The sequence below is a fragment of the Phyllobacterium sp. NPDC097923 genome, assembly GCF_044760925.1.
In the GTDB taxonomy this organism is placed as follows: domain Bacteria; phylum Pseudomonadota; class Alphaproteobacteria; order Rhizobiales; family Rhizobiaceae; genus Phyllobacterium; species Phyllobacterium calauticae.
Window position 1 is genome coordinate 21367 of sequence record NZ_JBIWBL010000001.1, and the last position, 17850, is coordinate 39216.

Annotated in this window: 21 protein-coding genes and 1 tRNA gene; 13 read left to right on the forward strand and 9 right to left on the reverse strand. The window is 60.3% G+C overall.

Translation table 11 applies throughout. From position 1 onward, the window contains the following. Positions 1 to 3 precede the first annotated feature (3 nt). The 4 genes from ACIQWS_RS00100 to ACIQWS_RS00115 all read left to right on the forward strand — a co-directional run bounded on the left by ACIQWS_RS00100 (position 4) and on the right by ACIQWS_RS00115 (position 3104). Positions 4 to 903 carry an amino acid ABC transporter permease gene (locus tag ACIQWS_RS00100; protein ID WP_403169077.1) on the forward strand — a complete coding sequence of 300 codons (900 nt, stop codon included), beginning with the start codon at positions 4 to 6 and terminating at the stop codon, positions 901 to 903. Between the two features lie 2 nt (positions 904 to 905). Next, the gene (locus tag ACIQWS_RS00105) at positions 906 to 1670 is read left to right on the forward strand and encodes an amino acid ABC transporter ATP-binding protein (protein WP_288194796.1); all 765 of its coding nucleotides are present in this window, start codon (positions 906 to 908) and stop codon (positions 1668 to 1670) included. Positions 1671 to 1729: 59 nt separating this feature from the next. Further along, the gene (locus ACIQWS_RS00110; protein WP_346307632.1) at positions 1730 to 2551 is read left to right on the forward strand and encodes an ABC transporter substrate-binding protein; all 822 of its coding nucleotides are present in this window, start codon (positions 1730 to 1732) and stop codon (positions 2549 to 2551) included. A 79-nt stretch (positions 2552 to 2630) separates the two neighbouring features. Then, a complete protein-coding gene (locus ACIQWS_RS00115; RefSeq protein WP_346307625.1) occupies positions 2631 to 3104 on the forward strand; it encodes a GNAT family N-acetyltransferase in 474 nt (157 codons plus the stop codon). Between the two features lie 11 nt (positions 3105 to 3115). Here the strand turns inward: ACIQWS_RS00115 and ACIQWS_RS00120 are convergent, their stop codons facing one another. Continuing rightward, complete coding sequence (locus ACIQWS_RS00120; protein WP_346307624.1) at positions 3116 to 4387, reverse strand: MFS transporter; 1272 nt, start codon at positions 4385 to 4387, stop codon at positions 3116 to 3118. 264 nt (positions 4388 to 4651) lie between these two features. On the opposite strand from ACIQWS_RS00120, the gene ACIQWS_RS00125 reads away from it, so the two are divergent. Continuing rightward, positions 4652 to 5080 (forward strand): DUF4864 domain-containing protein, encoded by a 429-nt coding sequence (locus ACIQWS_RS00125; protein ID WP_403169083.1) that lies wholly within the window; start codon positions 4652 to 4654, stop codon positions 5078 to 5080. Between the two features lie 12 nt (positions 5081 to 5092). Here ACIQWS_RS00125 and ACIQWS_RS00130 read toward each other — a convergent pair whose 3' ends face one another. The 4 genes from ACIQWS_RS00130 to ACIQWS_RS00145 form a co-directional block, all read right to left on the reverse strand. After that, positions 5093 to 5500 carry an AprI/Inh family metalloprotease inhibitor gene (locus ACIQWS_RS00130; RefSeq protein ID WP_346307623.1) on the reverse strand — a complete coding sequence of 136 codons (408 nt, stop codon included), beginning with the start codon at positions 5498 to 5500 and terminating at the stop codon, positions 5093 to 5095. A gap of 101 nt (positions 5501 to 5601) precedes the next feature. Further along, the gene (locus ACIQWS_RS00135; RefSeq protein WP_346307622.1) at positions 5602 to 6279 is read right to left on the reverse strand and encodes a lysoplasmalogenase; all 678 of its coding nucleotides are present in this window, start codon (positions 6277 to 6279) and stop codon (positions 5602 to 5604) included. A gap of 30 nt (positions 6280 to 6309) precedes the next feature. Then, positions 6310 to 7242, reverse strand: coding sequence for a sterol desaturase family protein (locus ACIQWS_RS00140; protein WP_346307621.1), 933 nt, complete (start codon positions 7240 to 7242; stop codon positions 6310 to 6312). After that, positions 7220 to 7675, reverse strand: coding sequence for a hypothetical protein (locus ACIQWS_RS00145; RefSeq protein WP_346307620.1), 456 nt, complete (start codon positions 7673 to 7675; stop codon positions 7220 to 7222). Before ACIQWS_RS00145 ends, ACIQWS_RS00140 begins: the two co-directional genes overlap by 23 nt. Positions 7676 to 7966: 291 nt before the next feature. On the opposite strand from ACIQWS_RS00145, the gene ACIQWS_RS00150 reads away from it, so the two are divergent. Continuing rightward, positions 7967 to 8734, forward strand: coding sequence for a sulfotransferase family protein (locus tag ACIQWS_RS00150; RefSeq protein WP_403169087.1), 768 nt, complete (start codon positions 7967 to 7969; stop codon positions 8732 to 8734). 25 nt (positions 8735 to 8759) lie between these two features. Here ACIQWS_RS00150 and ACIQWS_RS00155 read toward each other — a convergent pair. After that, positions 8760 to 8850: transfer RNA gene (locus ACIQWS_RS00155), tRNA-Ser, on the reverse strand. Positions 8851 to 9221: 371 nt separating this feature from the next. Between ACIQWS_RS00155 and ACIQWS_RS00160 the strand changes: the two genes are divergently transcribed. From ACIQWS_RS00160 to ACIQWS_RS00170, 3 genes are all read left to right on the forward strand, one after another. Next, positions 9222 to 9545: a hypothetical protein gene (locus ACIQWS_RS00160; RefSeq protein ID WP_223612331.1), complete on the forward strand. Its 324-nt coding sequence runs from the start codon at positions 9222 to 9224 to the stop codon at positions 9543 to 9545. A gap of 269 nt (positions 9546 to 9814) precedes the next feature. Then, the gene (locus ACIQWS_RS00165; protein WP_223612330.1) at positions 9815 to 10813 is read left to right on the forward strand and encodes a BMP family protein; all 999 of its coding nucleotides are present in this window, start codon (positions 9815 to 9817) and stop codon (positions 10811 to 10813) included. Between the two features lie 132 nt (positions 10814 to 10945). After that, positions 10946 to 11581, forward strand: coding sequence for a LysE family translocator (locus ACIQWS_RS00170; RefSeq protein WP_403169091.1), 636 nt, complete (start codon positions 10946 to 10948; stop codon positions 11579 to 11581). On the opposite strand, the gene ACIQWS_RS00175 is transcribed toward ACIQWS_RS00170, so the two are convergent. Genes ACIQWS_RS00175 through ACIQWS_RS00185 form a run of 3 tightly spaced genes read right to left on the reverse strand, consistent with a single transcriptional unit; the run spans position 11582 to position 13443 of the window. Next, a complete protein-coding gene (locus ACIQWS_RS00175) occupies positions 11582 to 12037 on the reverse strand; it encodes a GNAT family N-acetyltransferase (RefSeq protein WP_403169094.1) in 456 nt (151 codons plus the stop codon). It lies immediately after the preceding gene. A 12-nt stretch (positions 12038 to 12049) separates the two neighbouring features. After that, the gene (locus ACIQWS_RS00180) at positions 12050 to 12259 is read right to left on the reverse strand and encodes a SlyX family protein (RefSeq protein WP_105733935.1); all 210 of its coding nucleotides are present in this window, start codon (positions 12257 to 12259) and stop codon (positions 12050 to 12052) included. An 11-nt stretch (positions 12260 to 12270) separates the two neighbouring features. Next, positions 12271 to 13443, reverse strand: coding sequence for an iron-containing alcohol dehydrogenase (locus ACIQWS_RS00185; RefSeq protein WP_403177310.1), 1173 nt, complete (start codon positions 13441 to 13443; stop codon positions 12271 to 12273). Between the two features lie 209 nt (positions 13444 to 13652). Here ACIQWS_RS00185 and ACIQWS_RS00190 point away from each other — a divergent pair, with 209 nt between their 5' ends. From ACIQWS_RS00190 to ACIQWS_RS00205, 4 genes are read left to right on the forward strand one after another with little or no spacing between them, the layout of a single operon-like run. Beyond that, positions 13653 to 15185, forward strand: a complete 1533-nt coding sequence (locus ACIQWS_RS00190; protein ID WP_223612327.1) for an ABC transporter ATP-binding protein — start codon at positions 13653 to 13655, stop codon at positions 15183 to 15185. Beyond that, positions 15182 to 15736: a cysteine hydrolase family protein gene (locus tag ACIQWS_RS00195; protein WP_403169097.1), complete on the forward strand. Its 555-nt coding sequence runs from the start codon at positions 15182 to 15184 to the stop codon at positions 15734 to 15736. Before ACIQWS_RS00190 ends, ACIQWS_RS00195 begins: the two co-directional genes overlap by 4 nt. Further along, positions 15733 to 16878, forward strand: coding sequence for an ABC transporter permease (locus ACIQWS_RS00200; RefSeq protein WP_403169100.1), 1146 nt, complete (start codon positions 15733 to 15735; stop codon positions 16876 to 16878). The genes ACIQWS_RS00195 and ACIQWS_RS00200 overlap by 4 nt, the downstream gene beginning before the upstream one ends. Beyond that, positions 16878 to 17849: an ABC transporter permease gene (locus ACIQWS_RS00205; RefSeq protein ID WP_223612324.1), complete on the forward strand. Its 972-nt coding sequence runs from the start codon at positions 16878 to 16880 to the stop codon at positions 17847 to 17849. The genes ACIQWS_RS00200 and ACIQWS_RS00205 overlap by 1 nt, the downstream gene beginning before the upstream one ends. Position 17850: the final 1 nt, after the last annotated feature.

A 17850-nucleotide genomic window follows, 5' to 3' on the forward strand; every position in this document is an offset into this window, starting at 1 on the left:
ACGATGGCCACTATCGAACACACGGTTTCCGTCCCGCCTGCCAAATATTCCATTGCGCACCTGAAGCACCAGCCCCGGCGCCACTATGGCCGCTGGCTGGCCGCCGCCCTGATCATTCTGGCGCTGGCCATGATCGTCAAGGCCTTTGCCCAGGGCCAGATTGCCTGGCCGGTGGTCGGCCAGTTCTTCACCGCACCGGCCATTCTCGCCGGTCTGTGGAACACCATCCTGATGACGATCTGTGCCATGGCCCTGGGCCTGGTGCTCGGCGTCATCTTTGCCATCATGATCATGTCGCCCAATCCGGTGCTGAAATATGTGGCGGTTTTCTACATCTGGTTTTTCCGGGGAACGCCGCTGCTGCTGCAGCTGCTGCTCTGGTTCAATCTCGCGCTGATCTTTCCGACACTCGGCATTCCCGGCCTGTTCGAAATGCGCACCGTCGATTTCATGACGCCGTTCATGGCGACGCTGCTCGGCCTTGGCATCAATCAGGGCGCCTACACCGCCGAGGTCGTGCGCGGTGGTATCCTGTCCGTCGACAACGGCCAGATCGAAGCCGCCAAGGTCATCGGCATGACCCGGCTGACCATGCTGCGCCGTATCGTGCTGCCGCAGGCCATGCGCGTGATCATTCCGCCTGTCGGCAATGAAGTGATCAGCATGGTCAAGCTGACCTCGGTTGCCAGTGTCATCCAATACGCGGAAATACTGCGCAACGCACAGGCCGTGTACTACGCCAACAACCGCGTCATGGAACTGCTGATCGTTTCGGCCATCTGGTATCTGGCGGTTGTGACCATTCTTTCCATCGGCCAGCATCTCCTTGAGAAGCACTATTCGAAAAGTCTGGGGCGCCGGACCGGCAAGCGCACCGAACCTGCCGCAGCGGAAGGAGTCTGAATATGTCAGCCATGGTCGTAGCGGTAGATGTCAACAAATATTTCGGGCCGTTTCACGCGTTGCAGAACGTGTCGCTTGAAATCAGTCACGGCGAAGTCCTGTGTATCATCGGGCCTTCGGGCTCCGGCAAAAGCACGCTCCTGCGCTGTGTCAACCAACTGGAGCGCATCGACTCCGGCGCCATCTGGGTCGACGATGAACTGGTCGGCTTTCGCCAGGAGGGCAACAAGCTCTATGAACTGACCGATGCGGAGATTTCGCGCCAGCGCCTGGCAAGCGGCATGGTGTTCCAGCGGTTCAACCTTTTCGCGCATATGACGGTGCTGGAAAACATCGTCGAAGGGCCGGTTATCGTCCAGAAGCGTGCGAAAAGCAGTGTCATCCCGGAAGCCATGGCTTTGCTCGAACGGGTCGGTCTGGCGGACAAGAAGGATGCCTATCCCAGCGAACTTTCCGGCGGGCAGCAGCAGCGCATCGCCATTGCCCGCGCCCTCGCCATGCAGCCCAAACTGATGCTGTTCGACGAGCCGACATCGGCGCTCGATCCGGAACTGGTTGGCGACGTGCTGAGTGTCATGCGCGATCTTGCGACCAGTGGCATGACGATGATCGTGGTCACGCACGAACTCGGTTTCGCCCGCGAGGTTGCACACCGGGTGGTGTTCATGGATCGCGGCCGGATTGTCGAGACCGGAACCCCGCACGACATCCTCAGCAGCCCGAAAGAAAAACGCACACAGGACTTCATCGCAGCGGTGTTGTCCTGAGCCGAACTGAAATCAACAGGCCGGAAGAACCGGCCAGAGAGGAACCAGACATGAAAACCATGACACGGCTTGCAATTCTCGGTGGAGCGCTGGCATTCAGCTTTTCTGCCATGGCACAGGACCTTCCGGCCCGCATCAAGGATGCCGGTAAACTTGTTATCGCGACCATGCCGAACTATCCGCCGATCACCTACAAGGACCCGGCCACCAATGTGCTGCAGGGGTTTGACATCGAGCTTGGCGAAGCCATCGGCAAGGAACTTGGTCTGAAAGTCGAATGGCAGGAAATCGCTTTTGCCCAGATGCTGCCGTCCCTGCAGACCGGCCGCGTCGATCTGGCGATGGCCGGCATGAGCGACAAGAAGGCCCGCCAGGAAACCGCGGACTTCGTCGATTATATGAAGTCGGGTGCGCAGTTCTACACATCCAAGGCCTTGGCCGGTGAGATCAAGTCGGTGGACGATCTTTGCGGCAAGTCGGTGGGCGCCAGCCGCTCGACGGATTGGCCCGCGCAGATCACCGCCTGGAGCGAAGCCAACTGCGTTGCCAAGGGCAAGCCTGCGATCAATGTCATGGGCACGGAAGGGTCCGCCGATGCCCGCACGCAGATCAAGAGCCAGCGTCTTCAGGCAGCGGCCCAGGGCAATGAAACCCTTCCCTACAACCAGAAGCTGGAACCTGATACTTACGTTACGCTCGGCGAGGCATTCAGCCAGTCTCTGGCCGGCATTCCGGTCCTGAAAAGCGAGACCCAATTGCGCGATGCGGTGAAAGTGGCGCTTGAAAAACTGCAGGCGAATGGTACCTATGATGCACTTTTGGATAAATATGGTTTGAAGGCCAACAAGCTGACGCCCGTTACCATCAATGCCGGCGAATAAAGCATAGGGCCGAAGAGACGAAAGAGGCGGTTCCGGTATTGGCTGGAGCCGCCTTTGCATGGAAAGGAATGCGGGATTGATGAAAGTCAGTTTGTCCAATCCGTCGGATCACCCGCAGCTTGCGGCCCTGTTTGAGGAAATGCAGGCCCATTACAACGTGCCCTGTCCGCCGCGCGCGGAAATATTGCGCGGATTGCGCGATATGCCAGATGGGACGGAAATCCTGGTCGCCGGCACCGATGAGCTCGTTGGCTTTGCCGCGTTCTCGTCGATCTATCCGGGACCGGGTCTGCAATCCGGCCTGTTTCTCAAGGAGCTCTTCGTTTCAAAGGCGCATCGCAGCAGCGGAGCCGGGACCTCGCTGATGCACGCACTGGCCAAACTGGCGCTGGAGCGGGGTTACAAGCGCGTCGACTGGACCGCCGACCGCAACAATCCGAAGGTCCTGGCCTTCTACAATGGGTTCAGCGCGTCCCCGCTGCCGGACAAGCTCTTTTACCGGATGGATGGCGAAGCGCTTGCCGCCGCCGCCGCGAAAGCCGGCAACGCGTAAGCGTTGGCTTGCTAAGCCTGCCGCGGCCGTACCAGCCAGCAATAGGCCGAACCGAGGGCCAGCAGCACGCAGGTTGCCAGAAACACGGCGCGCATGCCGAAATGCCCTCCGATGAAGCCGCCGGCCAAGGGGCCGACGACCTGTCCGGCATATTGCGATGATGTCGAATAGCCCAGTATGCCGCCTGCGACCCGATCCGGAACGTTGTGCCGGATGACGCTGGTGATGCAGGGCAGAAGCCCGCCAAGCGCCAGCCCCATCAGAAACCGCAGCCCGATCAACTGCCAGCCCTCGGTCACGAAAGCCTGGGGTATCAGCAGCAAAGCCGATACGGCGAGGGCGGCAATAATCACATTCCAATGGCCGACATGGTCGGCCAGCTTGCCCAGTCGTGACGCAGACAGGATGCTGCCGAGCGCCGCCGCCGACATGACAACGCCGGAAACAATCGTCACTTTGCTGGGATCGCTGACCAGCTGCGCCACATAGACCGTGATGATCGGTTCGATAGACATGTTGGCCAGCATCAGCAGCAGGCCGGTCGCCAGCATGGCGATGATCGGGCGCTTGTCGGGAATTGCCGACCAGCCGCCCGTCACCTTGGCGCCCTTGCTCTTCGGCGGGCGCCGCTCCTCCTTGATGAAAAGACTGGTGGCGATGAAGGTCAGGAAAATCACGCTGCCCGCCAGCCAGAATGTCTGGCGGATGCCGATCAGGGGCGGCAGGCCACCGCCGATCAGCGGGCCCACCAGATTGCCCGCCATGATGCCCGACGACAGGGTGCCGAGCGCCCAGCCGGTGCGCGCCTTCGGCGTCTGGGTCGCCACCAGAACGGTGGAGCCGGAGGCATAGCCGCCGAGCAGTCCGGCCGCGAGGCGCAGCGCCACGAGCTGCCACACATCCGTCGCCATGCCGATCAACGACATGGCGACGGCCATGCCGAGGCTCGCGCGAATGAGCATCAGCTTGCGGCCATAGAGATCGGCGAGCCGCCCCCAGAGGGGTGCAACGAGGGCTGCGGTGAAAAAGGTGGCGCCATAGGCCACGCCCGACCATTGCACGATTGCCGCGTGTTCCTTGACGCCCAGCTGTTCGACATAGAGCGGCAGGAAGGGCAGAAGCAGCGTCATGGCCACGATCGTCGTGAACGATCCGATGAGGCAGACGACAAGGTTCTGGCGCCAATAGCGCGATTCAGTCTCGGATTCACCGGCAATGGCCGGAGCGGGCGCAGCGGTCACGGTTGTACCGCCCGTGCCATGCTGTTGATCAGGTGTATTCATGGAAACATGTTTTCGCGGCAGGGGGGCTGCCGTGCCTCTCACTCTTTCGAGCACCGAACTCGCTCGCACTGTTTCACCGCAGCCAGCCAATAGCAATCGTCCGACCGGCTTGAAGTGGCAACAAGTCGCAATCGTCGGGATTCGCAGCAAAGTGATCCATCACCATGACGGCCACGTATTGCAGCGAAAGAACCGGGCAGTGGACTTCATCCGCAAGAGGTTTATCCTGTCGGCTGGTTGTCCCGGCAGATGCAAGGAGACGGCATGATGAAGACATTTCCCGCTTATATCATTTTCGGCCTGTTCCTGTTGATCGCCATGCCGGGCGCGGCGATGGCCGATGAACCGCTGGATACGGGACAGTCGATCATCAGGAAGCAGATCGCCGCCTTTCTCAACGACGATGCGGCAACCGCCTATTCCTTCGCCTCGCCGGCCATTCAGGGCAAATTCGTCAATCAGGACATGTTTTTCGAGATGGTCAAGCGGGCCTACCAGCCCGTATACCGGCCGGGCAATTTTGCCTTCGGCCGCAGCAAGGTGTCGGATAGCGAGATCGTGCAGGAAGTCGTCATCCGCGGTCCCGACGGCAAGGACTGGACGGCGCTGTACCAGTTGACGAAACAGCCCGACGGCAGCTGGAAGATCAATGCCGTCCGCATGATGCAGGCCGCGCCCGGACCCGAAATCTGAGCGCCCGGCCGCTCATTCGCCAGCCAGTTGCTCGATGGTGAATATGCCGTCCGTCTGCGGCTGCGCAATGTAGGTCTCGTCCGGTGTCTCGAAGGTGATGCGCGTCTTGCGCGTCGCGTCGACGAGTTCGATGGTCCAGTTTTCCTTCAAGCGCCACGCGGTGATGTCGCCCATGACAGGAAATGCCTTGACGCAGGCCGGGTCAATATCGATCTGCGAGCCGCCGATGGTCTCGTCCCGTTTGAGCGTCACCTTGCACAGCCTGTTGCCGCCTTCGTCGCGAATTTGCCATGGGCCAAAAAAGCTTTCGAGCAGATCGGGATCGACGGCATCCATATCCATCGGTTTGAGATCGTCAGCCAGTGCTGCCGTTACCGGCAGGATGGCCATGAGAAAGAGCGAGGCAACCGTGTTCCGCATGATGATCAAACCTGTCACTGTTTCCCGTCTATCGGCAAATCTACCCGCAATTCTCCCGCCGGAAAACCGCCAATGCGGTGATCGGGAGAAACGGCGGAGTTTCACTGACTGGATGATGCGACCGACCGCGCAATGAACCATTGCGCCGCATAATAGGTTCCCAGAACCCAGAGGGGGCCAAGCGGCATGGCGAAGCGGAATTTCCCATAGGCCAGCAGCGTGTCACTGGCCAGAAACAGCATGCCGCCCACGCCCGCCAGCCGGGCAGGGGACGTTGCAAGGTGTTGCGCCCGGCTGATAGCCTGGGCGCCCATCGCGGCCAGAACCGCCGCATAGACCGTGACAGGAAGCTTCAGTTCCGCAGGCAGGCTTGACCACAGGCCCCAGACGATTGCCAGCGCCAGAAGGGCGCAGGCGGCGAAGGTGAGGGGCACGGCGCCGAGGCGGACATCACCGGTCAGCGCGACGATATAGGCGCAGTGCGTGATGAGAAAACAGATCAGCCCGGCGACGAACAGATCCTGCGGCAGCATCAGGAAAATATCGCCGCACAGCGAAAAGACCAGACCCGCGGCAATCGCCCATTGATAGCGCTTTGAAACCGGGTTGGCCGTCTGCACGACCAGGAGCAGCAGCAGCGCCGTCGCCAGCGGCTTGCTGACATAGTGCAGCCAGCGCCCGTCCGTGCCGAGCAGCGCGCTGGCAATGGCCGCCACCGCCGCAATCGCGAACAGCCTGTGCAGCGCCGGTCGGATGGCCGGTTGTGTCTTGGGTGTCATTGCCGTCCCCCGCAAGGTTTCAGTACCGTGTCACAATTTTGGCAGTCCGGCCTTGCCCGCTTCCCCGGGATGCCGCCTGACATAATCGGCTTTCAGGTCTTCCGAGGTTCGGCGGCTGCCATCATGGCTCCAGCCCGGCGGGGCGGCCATGTAGAGCAGCCGCTCGCGCAAGGTCAGGCCCGGCGAGAAAACGTCCTTGAGCATGCCGGCCCATTCGTGGAAAGCCACGCGCACCGGGTTGAATGTGCCGATATTCCGGACGATCCCATAGCGCGGAACATCCTCATCCAGCTCTTCGACGAATGTCCCGAACATGCGGTCCCAGATGATCAGCGTGCCGGCAAAATTGGCATCGAGATAACGCGGGTTGGTGGCGTGATGCACGCGGTGATGCGACGGGGTGTTGAAGATGAATTCGAACGGACGCCACATCTTGCCGATGGCTTCGGTATGAATCCAGAACTGGTAGACGAGATTGAACCCGTAGACAAAGGCGATCACGGCGGGGTGGAACCCGAGCAGCACCATCGGCACCTGCAAAATGAACATGCCGGTTATCTGACCGGTCCAGGATTGGCGCAGGGCCGTGGAAAGGTTGTAATGCTGGCTGGAGTGATGGTTGACATGCTCCGCCCAGACCCAGCGCACGCGGTGGGCAATACGGTGATAGCAGTAATAGCGCAGATCGTCGAAAACGAACGCCACGATGAACACCCACCAGTGCAGGCCGAGATCGAACAAGCGGAACTGCCAGACCCACATCAGGGCTGTCACAGAAACGAAACCCAGAAGCAGCCCGGCAGCGACATTGCCCGTGCCCATCAGCAGGCTGGTCAGTGTATCGCGCGTCTCAAAGTCGCCCTTGCGGTGCCAGTAGCGGATGGCCACGAGTTCAATGAGGATGGCGAGGATATAGAACGGGACGGCCAGTTTCGTGACGTCAAAGAACATGGGCGCGTTCATGGGTGATCCCTTCGGCAGACATCGCTGGAGCCTGAAGCCAGGCCCGGACGATACGTCGCTCTGTGTCGCTGGCAAATGAAAATGTCTGGCGCGGCCATGTGATGTCGTGCCAGCGCACATTGAGCGCGTGTTCGCCGACCGGTTCTGCGCCGGCAACATCGGACGCGGAAATACAGCGCGTCAGGAACTTGTTGCCGATGCCATGCACAATGCCGGTCTGGTGCGTGGGGAGTTCGAAAAACGCCGTCCGCCGGTCGTGCGTATAGACAATCGGCCCGATGCGGCTTTCGGGGAAATCGGCAAGGAAGATCGATCGGGTCTCGTCGTCATCGGCAAGCTGCGGCCGCGCGCTGCCGCCAGCCAGGTGCACGGCAAGAACGCCGACTGAAATACCGACAACAATCATGCCGATCAGTGCTGGCAAGCCGAGCAATGCACACCTCCCCATAATGCCGGCCCATCGCCCCGGCCCCTGTGCCGAATCGGGGGACCGTCCCATTCTCCCGCAAATAGTTTTCCACAGTGCGGATCAATGCACAATCACAGAGGTTTCGCGTGCGGCTCGAGGTTTTGGCCGGCGGGCACTCCCGGGGGATATACTGTTCAAATCTAAGTGATACCCGGCGATGCAGTGTATTTCCAGCTGTATATTTCGCTGATACCCTTGACATGAATTAAAACAATAAAAGAATATAATGATATTGGGGCGGTGATGCAGGGGTATATGGGGGACGATTCAAAACTTAGTCCAGTGATAATCTGTGGATGCAAGAGAAGTGGTACAACAGCGCTCGTTCGAATATTGAATGAGAACGGTATTACTATTTCCAATGAATGGGCTCTGTTTGCTTGGGGCGCATGGAAGCATGAATTTTCACTTTCCGACTGGCTGCACAACAAACATCTGGAAGTTGAAAACACAGAATGGCTGCAACACTGGAATTATCGAATGAAGCTTTCGGGCGAGGAGGCAGAGCTTGGCTTCCCCGCCGCGCTTCACGCGGTTTATGGCAGCAAGCCGCGCTGGAAATGGGGCGACAAATGGCCTGACTACGTGTTTCACATGCGGGAAATCAAGGCGCATTTCCCCAATGCCAAGGTGATCAACATCTACAGGGATGGCCGGGATGTGGTGGCGAGCATGCTGCGCAAGCAAATAGCCGACGACGTCAATCATGGTTTCGAACAGTGGGTCAGCGCCATCGGGGCGTGGCGATCCTGGGAAAACGAGGTCGATCACATCGCCATCAGGCAGGAGGATCTGCTGCGATATCCAGCGGAAGTCGGCGCCTATATCGCCCGGTATTGCGGCATCCGGCTGTCGAGTGCGGATCATGCGCGGCACGTCGTTCTTGGCGCGGATGAGCAGTCGGATGACGATTATGTCGCGGAAAACCCGTTTGCCCACACGGGGGCCTACACCGCGCTGTTTTCCGATGACGATGTCCCGCCGGCGGCAAAGCGCCTGCTGGCATCTCTCGGCTATATCTGATGGATCGGTGTGAAAGGAAGGAAACTGGCGGAGAGAGCGGGATTCGAACCCGCGTTACGCTTTTGACGTAAACACACTTTCCAGGCGTGCGCCTTCAACCACTCGGCCACCTCTCCGCAATTCGTCCGGCATGGGGCCGGTCGGGTTGGTCGTTCTCAGCCGGAAAACCCGGCTCAGGAGCACCGTCAACCATCGGTCACTCAGTCTTTGGAGTTTGCGCGAGTCACTTGAAGATGGTTAGCCAACAACGACCCCGTGCGGCGCGCACTATAGTCAGAACAGGCTCTTGTTCAACACCTATTTCAACATAAATGCGCTTTGGCATAATTTCATTCCTTTGTCACTGAAATTGCTGGGAATTTTCAGGGAAACTTCATCGTTCGGTCCCAAAATGCCGGTAAGTTTGCATTCAACCGGTAGGCGTTCCGCGCTAGAATACCGTTTTCCCGGCGCCTGATGGCACCGGCCGATGACTTTGGAGAAAGACGTGATCCGACCTGTATTGAGGCTTTTTGCCTATATTGCGCTTGCCATGGCAATCATCGCTGCGGTTCTTGACGCGGCGCGGTCCGTGGGGGCGTCGCATCTGGTGACCACCCCTCTGCAGGAAAGCTGGCAATCGCTCTCCGCCTCATCCCTCGGCGTCGTCGAGGCCTATTTCAAGGCCCGCCTCTATCCCGTGCTCTGGGACCCGCTGATGCTGTGGATTCTTGCAACGCCCACCTTCGTCGTTTTCGCCATCCTGGCGCTGCTTCTCTATAGCCTGGGCTACCGGCGCGAAAACCGTGCCGGCCGCTTTGCCGCCCGTTGAGGTGCGATCCCGCCCGGAATCCGGTGGTCTGTCGCGGCCTGCGCGGCAGCGGGCATAGCTTGCCCTGTTCCACAGGCGAAATCTGCATAAGATACTGATAGGGCTTGGTTATTTCGCAATATTTGACCGGGAGGCAAAATTCCGCGTGAATTTTGCCGTGAGCCGTGCAAGATTGCTTTCGGGGCGGCTGTGACGGGATGGGCCGCAACACAGTCCGGAACCGGCGGAATGCCGGTCCTGCTTAACAAAATCCAGAGGGTTGGTATCAAATGAAGCGTATTGTTCTTGGTCTGCTGGCTGCCACAGCCATGTCCTTCTCGGCCTATGCCGCGGACAACAAACCTGCCTTGATCTTCGATCTCGGCGGCAAATTCGACAAATCCTTCAACGAGGCTGCGTTTCATGGCGCAGAAAAATACACCAAGGAATCCGGCGTAAAATTCCGCGAGTTCGAAATCCAGAACGAAGCCCAGCGCGAACAGGCTCTGCGCAAATTCGCTTCCGATGGCAACTCGCCGATCGTGATCGCCGGTTTCTCCGCTGCTGCGGCCATTGAAAAGGTCTCGACGGAATTTCCGGATACGAAATTCGTCATCATCGATGCGGTTGTCGACAAGCCAAACGTGCGGTCGGTTGTCTTCAACGACAATGAAGGCTCCTATCTCGTTGGCGTCATCGCCGCCAAGACCTCGAAGAGCGGCACGGTCAGCTTTGTCGGCGGCATGGACGTGCCGTTGATCCGCAACTTTGCCTGCGGCTATGTCGGTGGCGTGAAAGCGACAAATCCGGCTGCCAAGGTCATCCAGAACATGACGGGCGACACGCCTGCCGCCTGGAACGACCCTGCCAAGGGTGGTGAAATTGCCAAGTCGCAGATGGATCAGGGCTCTGACGTGATCTTCGCGGCGGCCGGCGGCACCGGTATCGGTGTGCTGCAGGCGGCTGCCGATGCAAACAAGCTCGGTATCGGCGTCGATTCCAACCAGAACGGCCTGCATCCGGGCAAGGTTCTGACCTCGATGATGAAGCGCGTCGACGTGGCCACCTACAACGCGTTCAAGGACGGCGCGGACGGTAAGTTCACCGCCGGCGTCAATGTTCTGGGCGTCAAGGAAGGCGGCGTCGACTATGCCGCCGACGAAAACAACGCCAAGCTGCTGACCGACGATGTCAAGAAGGCCGTCGAGGCGGCAAAGGCCGATATCATTTCGGGCAAGGTCAAGGTTCACAACTACAACACGGACAATGCCTGCCCCTATAAGGGCTGATATTTCACCGATCTGACGGGCCGCCGGTTGCAAGACCGGCGGCTTTGTTTTGGGCGCCGGGGCTGCTTGTTTTATCCATGAAACATGAGAATATGCCGCTCCGCGTCACTGACGCACGCTGGAGGTCATCCCATGTCTGCGATCACCGTTTTCTTCACCATTCTTGGGGTTCTGCTGCTGGGCGCGATGAGCCCCGGCCCAAGCTTCGTCCTGGTTTCCCGCATTGCCATCACCTCGCCGCGTTTGCACGGCGTGGCGGCCGCGCTGGGCATGGGCATAGGCGGCGCGATTTTTTGCTGTTTGGCCGTTCTGGGGCTGACAGCCCTGCTGATGCAGGTCGAATGGCTTTATCTGATCTTGAAAGTCGCCGGCGGGGCCTATCTGATCTACATTGCCATTCGCATCTGGAGCAATGCATCTGAACCCCTGGCTTTGACGGGAACTGGCGGGCATATGTCGTTGGCCCGGTCATTCTCCTTTGCCCTGATGACCCAATTGAGCAATCCCAAGACAGCAATTTTCTATGCCAGCCTCTTTGCCGCGCTGTTGCCCGCTGACGCACCGCTCTGGCTGCTGCTGGCGCTGCCGCCCATGGTGTTTCTGATTGAGACGGGCTGGTACACGCTCGTTGCCACCATGTTTTCGACCACAAGAGCCCGTGCGGCCTATGCCGGGTTCAAGGCATGGATCGACCGCGGTGCCGGGGCCGTCATGGGCGCGCTGGGCATGAAACTGATCGTCGAAGCGTTCAAGACGCACAGGATCTGATCAGAGGGCGCGGTTGAGGATCGCCATTCCATCGTTCTCGCCGGCCAGCGCTTCGTGGTGTTTCCAGCCTGCGGCGCGGTAGTAGTCGGGCTTGTCCGTGTAGAGATAAAGCTCTGAATGGCCTTGGTCGCGGGCAGCATTTTCCGCCGCCGCGATCAGCTGCTTTCCGACACCCTTGTTGCGGAAGGCAGGGTCGACATACAGGCTGGCCAGCCAGGGCGTGAGATGGGCATGGCTGTCGAGATCATTGTCGATCAGAAGCACCAGTCCGGAGGGAAAGCCGGACACGAGCGCGACAAAGGCTTTCTGCCGGCTGCCGGGCGCCAGCAGATCCATGAAGGCGTCGATGGTCTGCTCCATGCTCCGGCCATCGGCATGGCCCCATTCATGAAAGTTCCAGCGCGCGCATACGGGAACAAGCTCGGGGCGATTTTCCAAGGGTTCTACGGTGATCATGGAATATCCGGCCTACCAGTGGGGTGGTTTGGTCACCGGAATGTCCGGCGTGGTTTGTTCTTCGAGAACAAGGAAGCGGTCCGTCAAGGCATCGAGCTTCCGGCGCATGGCTTCGATCACTGTCCATTGTTCGGCAATCTGGGCAGAAAGCTCTTCAATGGTTTTTTCCTGTTCCGTCACCAGGATTTCCAGGCTGGTGACACGGTCCGTATCAGCGGTCATTTCTCTCTCCGTTACCAGGCCGTTCTGTAGATTGACAGGGCATCGGCCTCGGTCACATCCCGCGGGTTGTTGACGAGAAGCCGCCCCTGTTTCATGGCATCGGCTGCCATCACAGGCAGATCGCCCTCGCCAATGCCGACATCGCGCAGCCGCGTCTGCAGCCCCAACTGGGCCGAGAGGCCAGCCAGGCGGTCGATAAACCTGTTGCAGATGCGCTCTGCCCCTCCCGACACATCGATACCGGCGAAAGCATGCGGCGCCAATGCAGCGTAGTGTGTGGCCGCTCCATTCATCGAATCGGCCGCGTTGTACCGCAGCACATGGGGCAAAACCAAGGCGTTGGACAGGCCGTGCGGTACATGGAAGGTCCCGCCGATGGGATAGGCAAGCGCGTGGACAGCGGCAACGGGGGAGTTGGCGAAGGCCTGTCCGGCCAGCATCGAGCCGAGCAGCATGGCCGAACGCGCCGCCTTGTCCCGGCCTTGGAAAACCGCGGTCTCGATGTTCGCGCCGAGAAGCCGCAAGGCCTCGACGGCTAGCGCCCGGGAGAGTGGATTGTTGTTGGCGTTCTTCGAGGCATAGGCCTCGATGGCATGCACCATGGCGTCGATGCCCGTCGCCGCCGTCACATGCGGCGGAAGGCCGAGGGTGAGGTCCGGGTCAAGCAGCGCCACGTCGGGCAGGATGAGCGGTGACGAGACGCCGCGTTTTTCACTGCTGCCGACGGTGATGATGGAAACTGGCGTTACCTCGGAGCCGGTTCCGGCGGTGGTGGGAACAAGCGTCAATTTCAGGCGCGGTCCCCTGGCATTGCCCACGCCCCAGGCATCGTCGAGATTTTCATTTGAACCTGCGAGCAGCGCGACGAGTTTGGCCACATCCAGCGAGGAACCGCCGCCAAAGCCGAGCACATGGTTCACGCTGTTCTCCCGGGCCACGTCCACGGCATTCAGCAGTGTATCGAGCGATGGATCCGCTTCCACCTCGCCGAACACCGTGATATCGGCTCCGGCGGCTTGCAGGCTGGCAATGGCCGGTTGCGCCAGTCCAAGGGTCAGGATGGTGGCATCCGTGACGACAAGCAGCCGGTCCCTGGGCTTTATGCGCAGGTGCGCGGCAATATCACCGCTGGCGCCTGCCGCAAAGACGATGCGCGGCGTGGTGTGGAAAGCGAAGGGAGCGATGATGTCGGCCATGCCGGGAGATTGCCAGAGCCGGGCCCGGTTTGTCGAGGCCCGCTACGGAACGGGAAATGTGCAATTCTTGACTAAAAAGTAAAAAATCCGGTGAACGAGCAATCGGGGACCCAACGGAACCGGTTCCATTTGATTTTTCTTTGCTCTAGGGTCAAAAGTTCGGAACGATAAAAAGCTGATCAACAGCGGATGGGGACATGGCAGAACCGGCGATTGAACTTGTTGGAATTGATAAGCGGTTTGGTGCAGTTCACGCCAATCGCGACATTCATTTGCGCGTCGAAAAAGGCACTATTCACGGTATTATCGGGGAAAATGGCGCTGGCAAGTCCACGCTCATGTCCATTCTCTACGGGTTTTATCAGGCCGATAATGGCGAAATCCGCATCAATGGTGCGCCGGTCAGGATCAGCGATCCCAATGCCGCCATCGGGCTGGGCATCGGCATGGTGCATCAGCATTTCATGCTGGTTGAAAATTTCACCGTGCTTGAAAATGTCATGCTCGGCGTCGAGGGCGCGCCGCTCCTGAAGCGCGGCATTGCCAAGGCCCGCGCCGAGTTGAAGCGGCTGGAACAGGAATACCAGCTGGATGTCGATCCCGATGCCCTGATCGAGGAACTGCCGGTCGGTCTGCAGCAGCGCGTTGAAATCCTCAAAGCCCTGTATCGCGGCGCTGATATTCTGGTGCTCGACGAGCCGACCGGTGTGTTGACACCGGCTGAAGCCGACCACCTGTTCCGTATTCTGGAGCAGCTCAAGGCGCAGGGCAAAACCATCGTCCTCATCACCCACAAGCTGCGTGAGATCATGGCCGTCACCGACAATGTTTCGGTCATGCGCCAGGGCTCGGTCGTGGCAACGCGCAAGACGGCGGAGACGACGGTCGAGGAACTGGCCGAACTGATGGTCGGACGCCGGGTTCTCCTGCGGGTGCAGAAAGGCGAAGCCAAGCCGGGCGAGGTCAAGCTCTCGGTGGAAAATCTCACGGTGCGCGACAGCCGCGGCGTGGTCATGGTCGACAATGCGTCCTTCACGGTTCGCGCCGGCGAAATCGTCGGCATTGCCGGTGTGGCGGGCAATGGCCAGTCGCAGCTGATCGAGACGGTCGCTGGCATTCGCACGGCCGTGTCCGGCCGCGTGCTCCTGGACGGGCAGGTCATCGATATTACGGGCGCGGCCGATCCGGGCGAATTGCGTGATCGCGGCCTTGCCCATGTGCCGGAAGACCGGCATCACATGGGGCTGGTTCTGGCCTTCGAGGAATATGAGAATTCCATCCTCGGCTACCACGATGATCCGCTCTATCTGAATGGGCCATTCCTCGATATCGACGCCATCAAGGCCGATGCACGCAAGAAGATCGAGAAATATGACATCCGCCCGAGCGATCCGCGCCTGAAGACAGCGAATTTTTCCGGCGGCAACCAGCAGAAGATCGTGCTGGCCCGCGAGATCGAGCGTGATCCGGGTGTGCTGATCATCGGCCAGCCAACGCGCGGTGTTGACGTTGGTGCGATTGAATTCATCCACAAGCGGATCATCGAGATGCGCGATGCGGGCAAGGCCGTGCTGCTCGTTTCGGTTGAGCTGGATGAAATCCGCTCCCTGTCCGACCGCATTCTGGTGATGTTTGCCGGACGCATCGTCGGAGAGCGCGACGCGGATGCGAGCGAAGGTGAGCTGGGTCTTCTGATGGCCGGTGTTGAAAATCAGGAGGCGGCGGAATGACCACCACCCAGGCACTTCTCGTCATCGATGTGCAGAATGCCATCGATGATCCGAAATGGGGCCGCCGCGGCCAGCCGGACGCCGAGGCGCAGATTGCCCGGCTGCTCGGCGCATGGCGGGAGCGCCGCCTGCCGGTCGTCCATATCAAGCATGATTCCACCGATCCGGCATCGCCCTATCGCCCCGGCACGCCGGGCAATGATTTCAAGCCCGAGGTGGCGCCGCAGGTGGGCGAGCCCGTGGTCGACAAGCGCACCAACAATGCCTTCATTGGCACCGATCTGATGGATGTTCTCGATGAACTGCAGGTGCACAGCCTCGTGGTAACGGGTGTCCTTCTCGAAAACTCCGTTGATGCGACTGTGCGCATGGCGGCCAATCTCGGCTTTGAGGTCATCGTCCCCGAGGACGCCGTGGCCAGCATCGATCGCACCGATCATCGCGGCAAGAGCTGGAGCGCGGAAGATGTTCACGCGTTGGCGCTGTCCGTTCTTGATGGCGAATATGCCAAAATCTCCACCTCCGACGCCATCATTGAGGCCCTGCCATGAGCCAGCCCTTTGCCAAACTGCCCGCCTGGGCTGACTATGGCCTGCTGCCGCTGATCAATCTGATCGTGGCCTTTTTTGTTGCGGGCCTCGTCGTTCTGCTGGTCGGCGAAAGCCCGATCGACGCCGCCGTCCTGATGGTCAAGGGCGCCTTCGGCTCCGGCGATGGTGTCGGCTACACGCTGTATTATGCGACGAACTTCATTTTCACCGGTCTTTGCGTCGCCGTGGCGTTCCATTGCGGCCTGTTCAACATCGGCGGCGAGGGGCAGGCCTATATTGGCGGCCTCGGCGTTGCGGTGGTCGGCCTTGGCCTCGGCAATGTCCTGCCCTGGTGGATCACCTTTCCGCTGGCCATCATTGCCTCGGGGCTGGTCGGCGCGCTCTGGGCCCTCATTCCGGCCTGGCTGCAGGCCAAGCGCGGCTCGCACGTGGTCATCACCACGATCATGTTCAACTTCATCGCCGCCAGCATCATGGTCTATCTGCTGGTTGGCTATCTCAAGGCGTCGGGCACACAGGCACCGGAAACCCGTGTCTTCGGTGATGGCGGGCAATTGCCGGGCCTCGGCTGGCTGCTCAGCCTGATCGGGCTGAACATGCGCTCCGCACCGCTCAACATCAGCTTCCTCCTGGCGCTGGTTGCCGCCTTCCTTGTCTGGGTGCTCATCTGGCGCACCAAGCTCGGCTATGAAATCCGCACCATGGGCTACAGCCCCAAGGCCGCGCGCTATGCCGGTATCGGCGAGGTCAGGATCATCGTCATCACCATGATGATATCGGGCGCGCTGGCCGGCATGATGGCGCTGAACCCGATCATGGGGGCGCAGCACCGCGTGCAGCTTGATTTCGTCGCCGGCGCCGGTTTCGTCGGCATTGCCGTGGCGCTGATGGGACGGTCGCATCCGGCGGGCATCGTTCTCGCCGCCATCCTGTTCGGCATGCTCTACCAGGGCGGTGCGGAAATCGCCTTCGACATGCCCAATATTTCCCGCGACATGATCGTCATCATTCAGGGCCTGGTGATCCTGTTTGCCGGCGCGCTGGAGCACATGTTCCGCCCGACCCTGTTGCGCCTCCTGCAGCGGTTCGCCCGCACGAAGCGCCAGTCCACACCGGCCGTCGCCGCCGAGGGAGGTCAATAATGGATAGCTTCACCGTCGTCCTGCAGGTTCTCGATTCGACCATCCGCCTCTCCGTGCCGCTGCTGCTGGCCTGTCTTGCCGGGCTCTATTCCGAGCGTGCGGGCATCTTCGATATCGGTCTGGAGGGCAAGATGCTGGCCGGGGCCTTTGCGGCGGGCGCCGCGGCCACCTATTCAGGCTCGGCCTATGCCGGGCTGCTCGCGGCCGTTGTGGTTTCCGTTGCGCTGGGGCTGGTGCATGGCTTTGCCTCCATCACCCATCGCGGCAACCAGATCGTTTCGGGCGTTGCCATCAACTTCATTGCCGCCGGCACCACCGTTATTCTCGGCCAGGCCTGGTTCCAGCAGGGCGGGCGCACGCCGTCGCTGCCCAATGCCGCACGCTTCAACCCGATCGACCTGCCGGGCGTGGAAACGCTGAACGGCATTCCGGTCATCGGCGCGATCTATTCCGAGCTGATTTCCGGCCACTCCGTGCTGGTCTATCTCGCCTTCCTGCTGGTGCCGTTCACCTGGTGGGTGCTGTACCGCACGCGTTTCGGCCTGCGCCTGCGCGCGGTCGGCGAGAACCCGGCGGCGGTGGATACGGCGGGTATTTCCGTGCCGTGGCTGCGTTACCGTGCGGTGATCTGCTGCGGCTTGCTCTGCGGCATCGCCGGTGCCTATCTGGCAACAGCGCAAGGGGCGGGTTTCGTCAAGGATATGACCGCAGGCAAGGGCTATATCGCGCTCGCCGCCCTGATCTTCGCCAAGTGGCGGCCGGTCCATGCCATGTTTGCCTGCCTGCTCTTCGGCTTTCTCGATGCCATTGCCATCCGCATGCAGGGGCATCCCCTGCCACTCATCGGTGAGGTTCCCGTGCAGCTGATGCAGGCCTTGCCCTATATTCTCACCATCGTGCTGCTGGCCGGTTTCATCGGCAAGGCAATTCCGCCCAAGGCGGGTGGTGTGGCCTATGTGAAAGAGCGATAGA

Excerpts from the sequence above, each read along its gene's own strand:
- ACIQWS_RS00100 (WP_403169077.1), top strand. The coding sequence starts at position 4 with ATGGCCACTATCGAACACACGGTTTCCGTCCCGCCTGCCAAATATTCC.
- ACIQWS_RS00105 (WP_288194796.1), top strand. The coding sequence starts at position 906 with ATGTCAGCCATGGTCGTAGCGGTAGATGTCAACAAATATTTCGGGCCG.
- ACIQWS_RS00110 (WP_346307632.1), top strand. The coding sequence starts at position 1,730 with ATGACACGGCTTGCAATTCTCGGTGGAGCGCTGGCATTCAGCTTTTCT.
- ACIQWS_RS00115 (WP_346307625.1), top strand. The coding sequence starts at position 2,631 with ATGAAAGTCAGTTTGTCCAATCCGTCGGATCACCCGCAGCTTGCGGCC.
- ACIQWS_RS00120 (WP_346307624.1), bottom strand. The coding sequence starts at position 4,387 with ATGAATACACCTGATCAACAGCATGGCACGGGCGGTACAACCGTGACC.
- ACIQWS_RS00125 (WP_403169083.1), top strand. The coding sequence starts at position 4,652 with ATGATGAAGACATTTCCCGCTTATATCATTTTCGGCCTGTTCCTGTTG.
- ACIQWS_RS00130 (WP_346307623.1), bottom strand. The coding sequence starts at position 5,500 with ATGCGGAACACGGTTGCCTCGCTCTTTCTCATGGCCATCCTGCCGGTA.
- ACIQWS_RS00135 (WP_346307622.1), bottom strand. The coding sequence starts at position 6,279 with ATGACACCCAAGACACAACCGGCCATCCGACCGGCGCTGCACAGGCTG.
- ACIQWS_RS00140 (WP_346307621.1), bottom strand. The coding sequence starts at position 7,242 with ATGAACGCGCCCATGTTCTTTGACGTCACGAAACTGGCCGTCCCGTTC.
- ACIQWS_RS00150 (WP_403169087.1), top strand. The coding sequence starts at position 7,967 with ATGGGGGACGATTCAAAACTTAGTCCAGTGATAATCTGTGGATGCAAG.
- ACIQWS_RS00165 (WP_223612330.1), top strand. The coding sequence starts at position 9,815 with ATGAAGCGTATTGTTCTTGGTCTGCTGGCTGCCACAGCCATGTCCTTC.
- ACIQWS_RS00170 (WP_403169091.1), top strand. The coding sequence starts at position 10,946 with ATGTCTGCGATCACCGTTTTCTTCACCATTCTTGGGGTTCTGCTGCTG.
- ACIQWS_RS00175 (WP_403169094.1), bottom strand. The coding sequence starts at position 12,037 with ATGATCACCGTAGAACCCTTGGAAAATCGCCCCGAGCTTGTTCCCGTA.
- ACIQWS_RS00180 (WP_105733935.1), bottom strand. The coding sequence starts at position 12,259 with ATGACCGCTGATACGGACCGTGTCACCAGCCTGGAAATCCTGGTGACG.
- ACIQWS_RS00190 (WP_223612327.1), top strand. The coding sequence starts at position 13,653 with ATGGCAGAACCGGCGATTGAACTTGTTGGAATTGATAAGCGGTTTGGT.
- ACIQWS_RS00195 (WP_403169097.1), top strand. The coding sequence starts at position 15,182 with ATGACCACCACCCAGGCACTTCTCGTCATCGATGTGCAGAATGCCATC.
- ACIQWS_RS00200 (WP_403169100.1), top strand. The coding sequence starts at position 15,733 with ATGAGCCAGCCCTTTGCCAAACTGCCCGCCTGGGCTGACTATGGCCTG.
- ACIQWS_RS00205 (WP_223612324.1), top strand. The coding sequence starts at position 16,878 with ATGGATAGCTTCACCGTCGTCCTGCAGGTTCTCGATTCGACCATCCGC.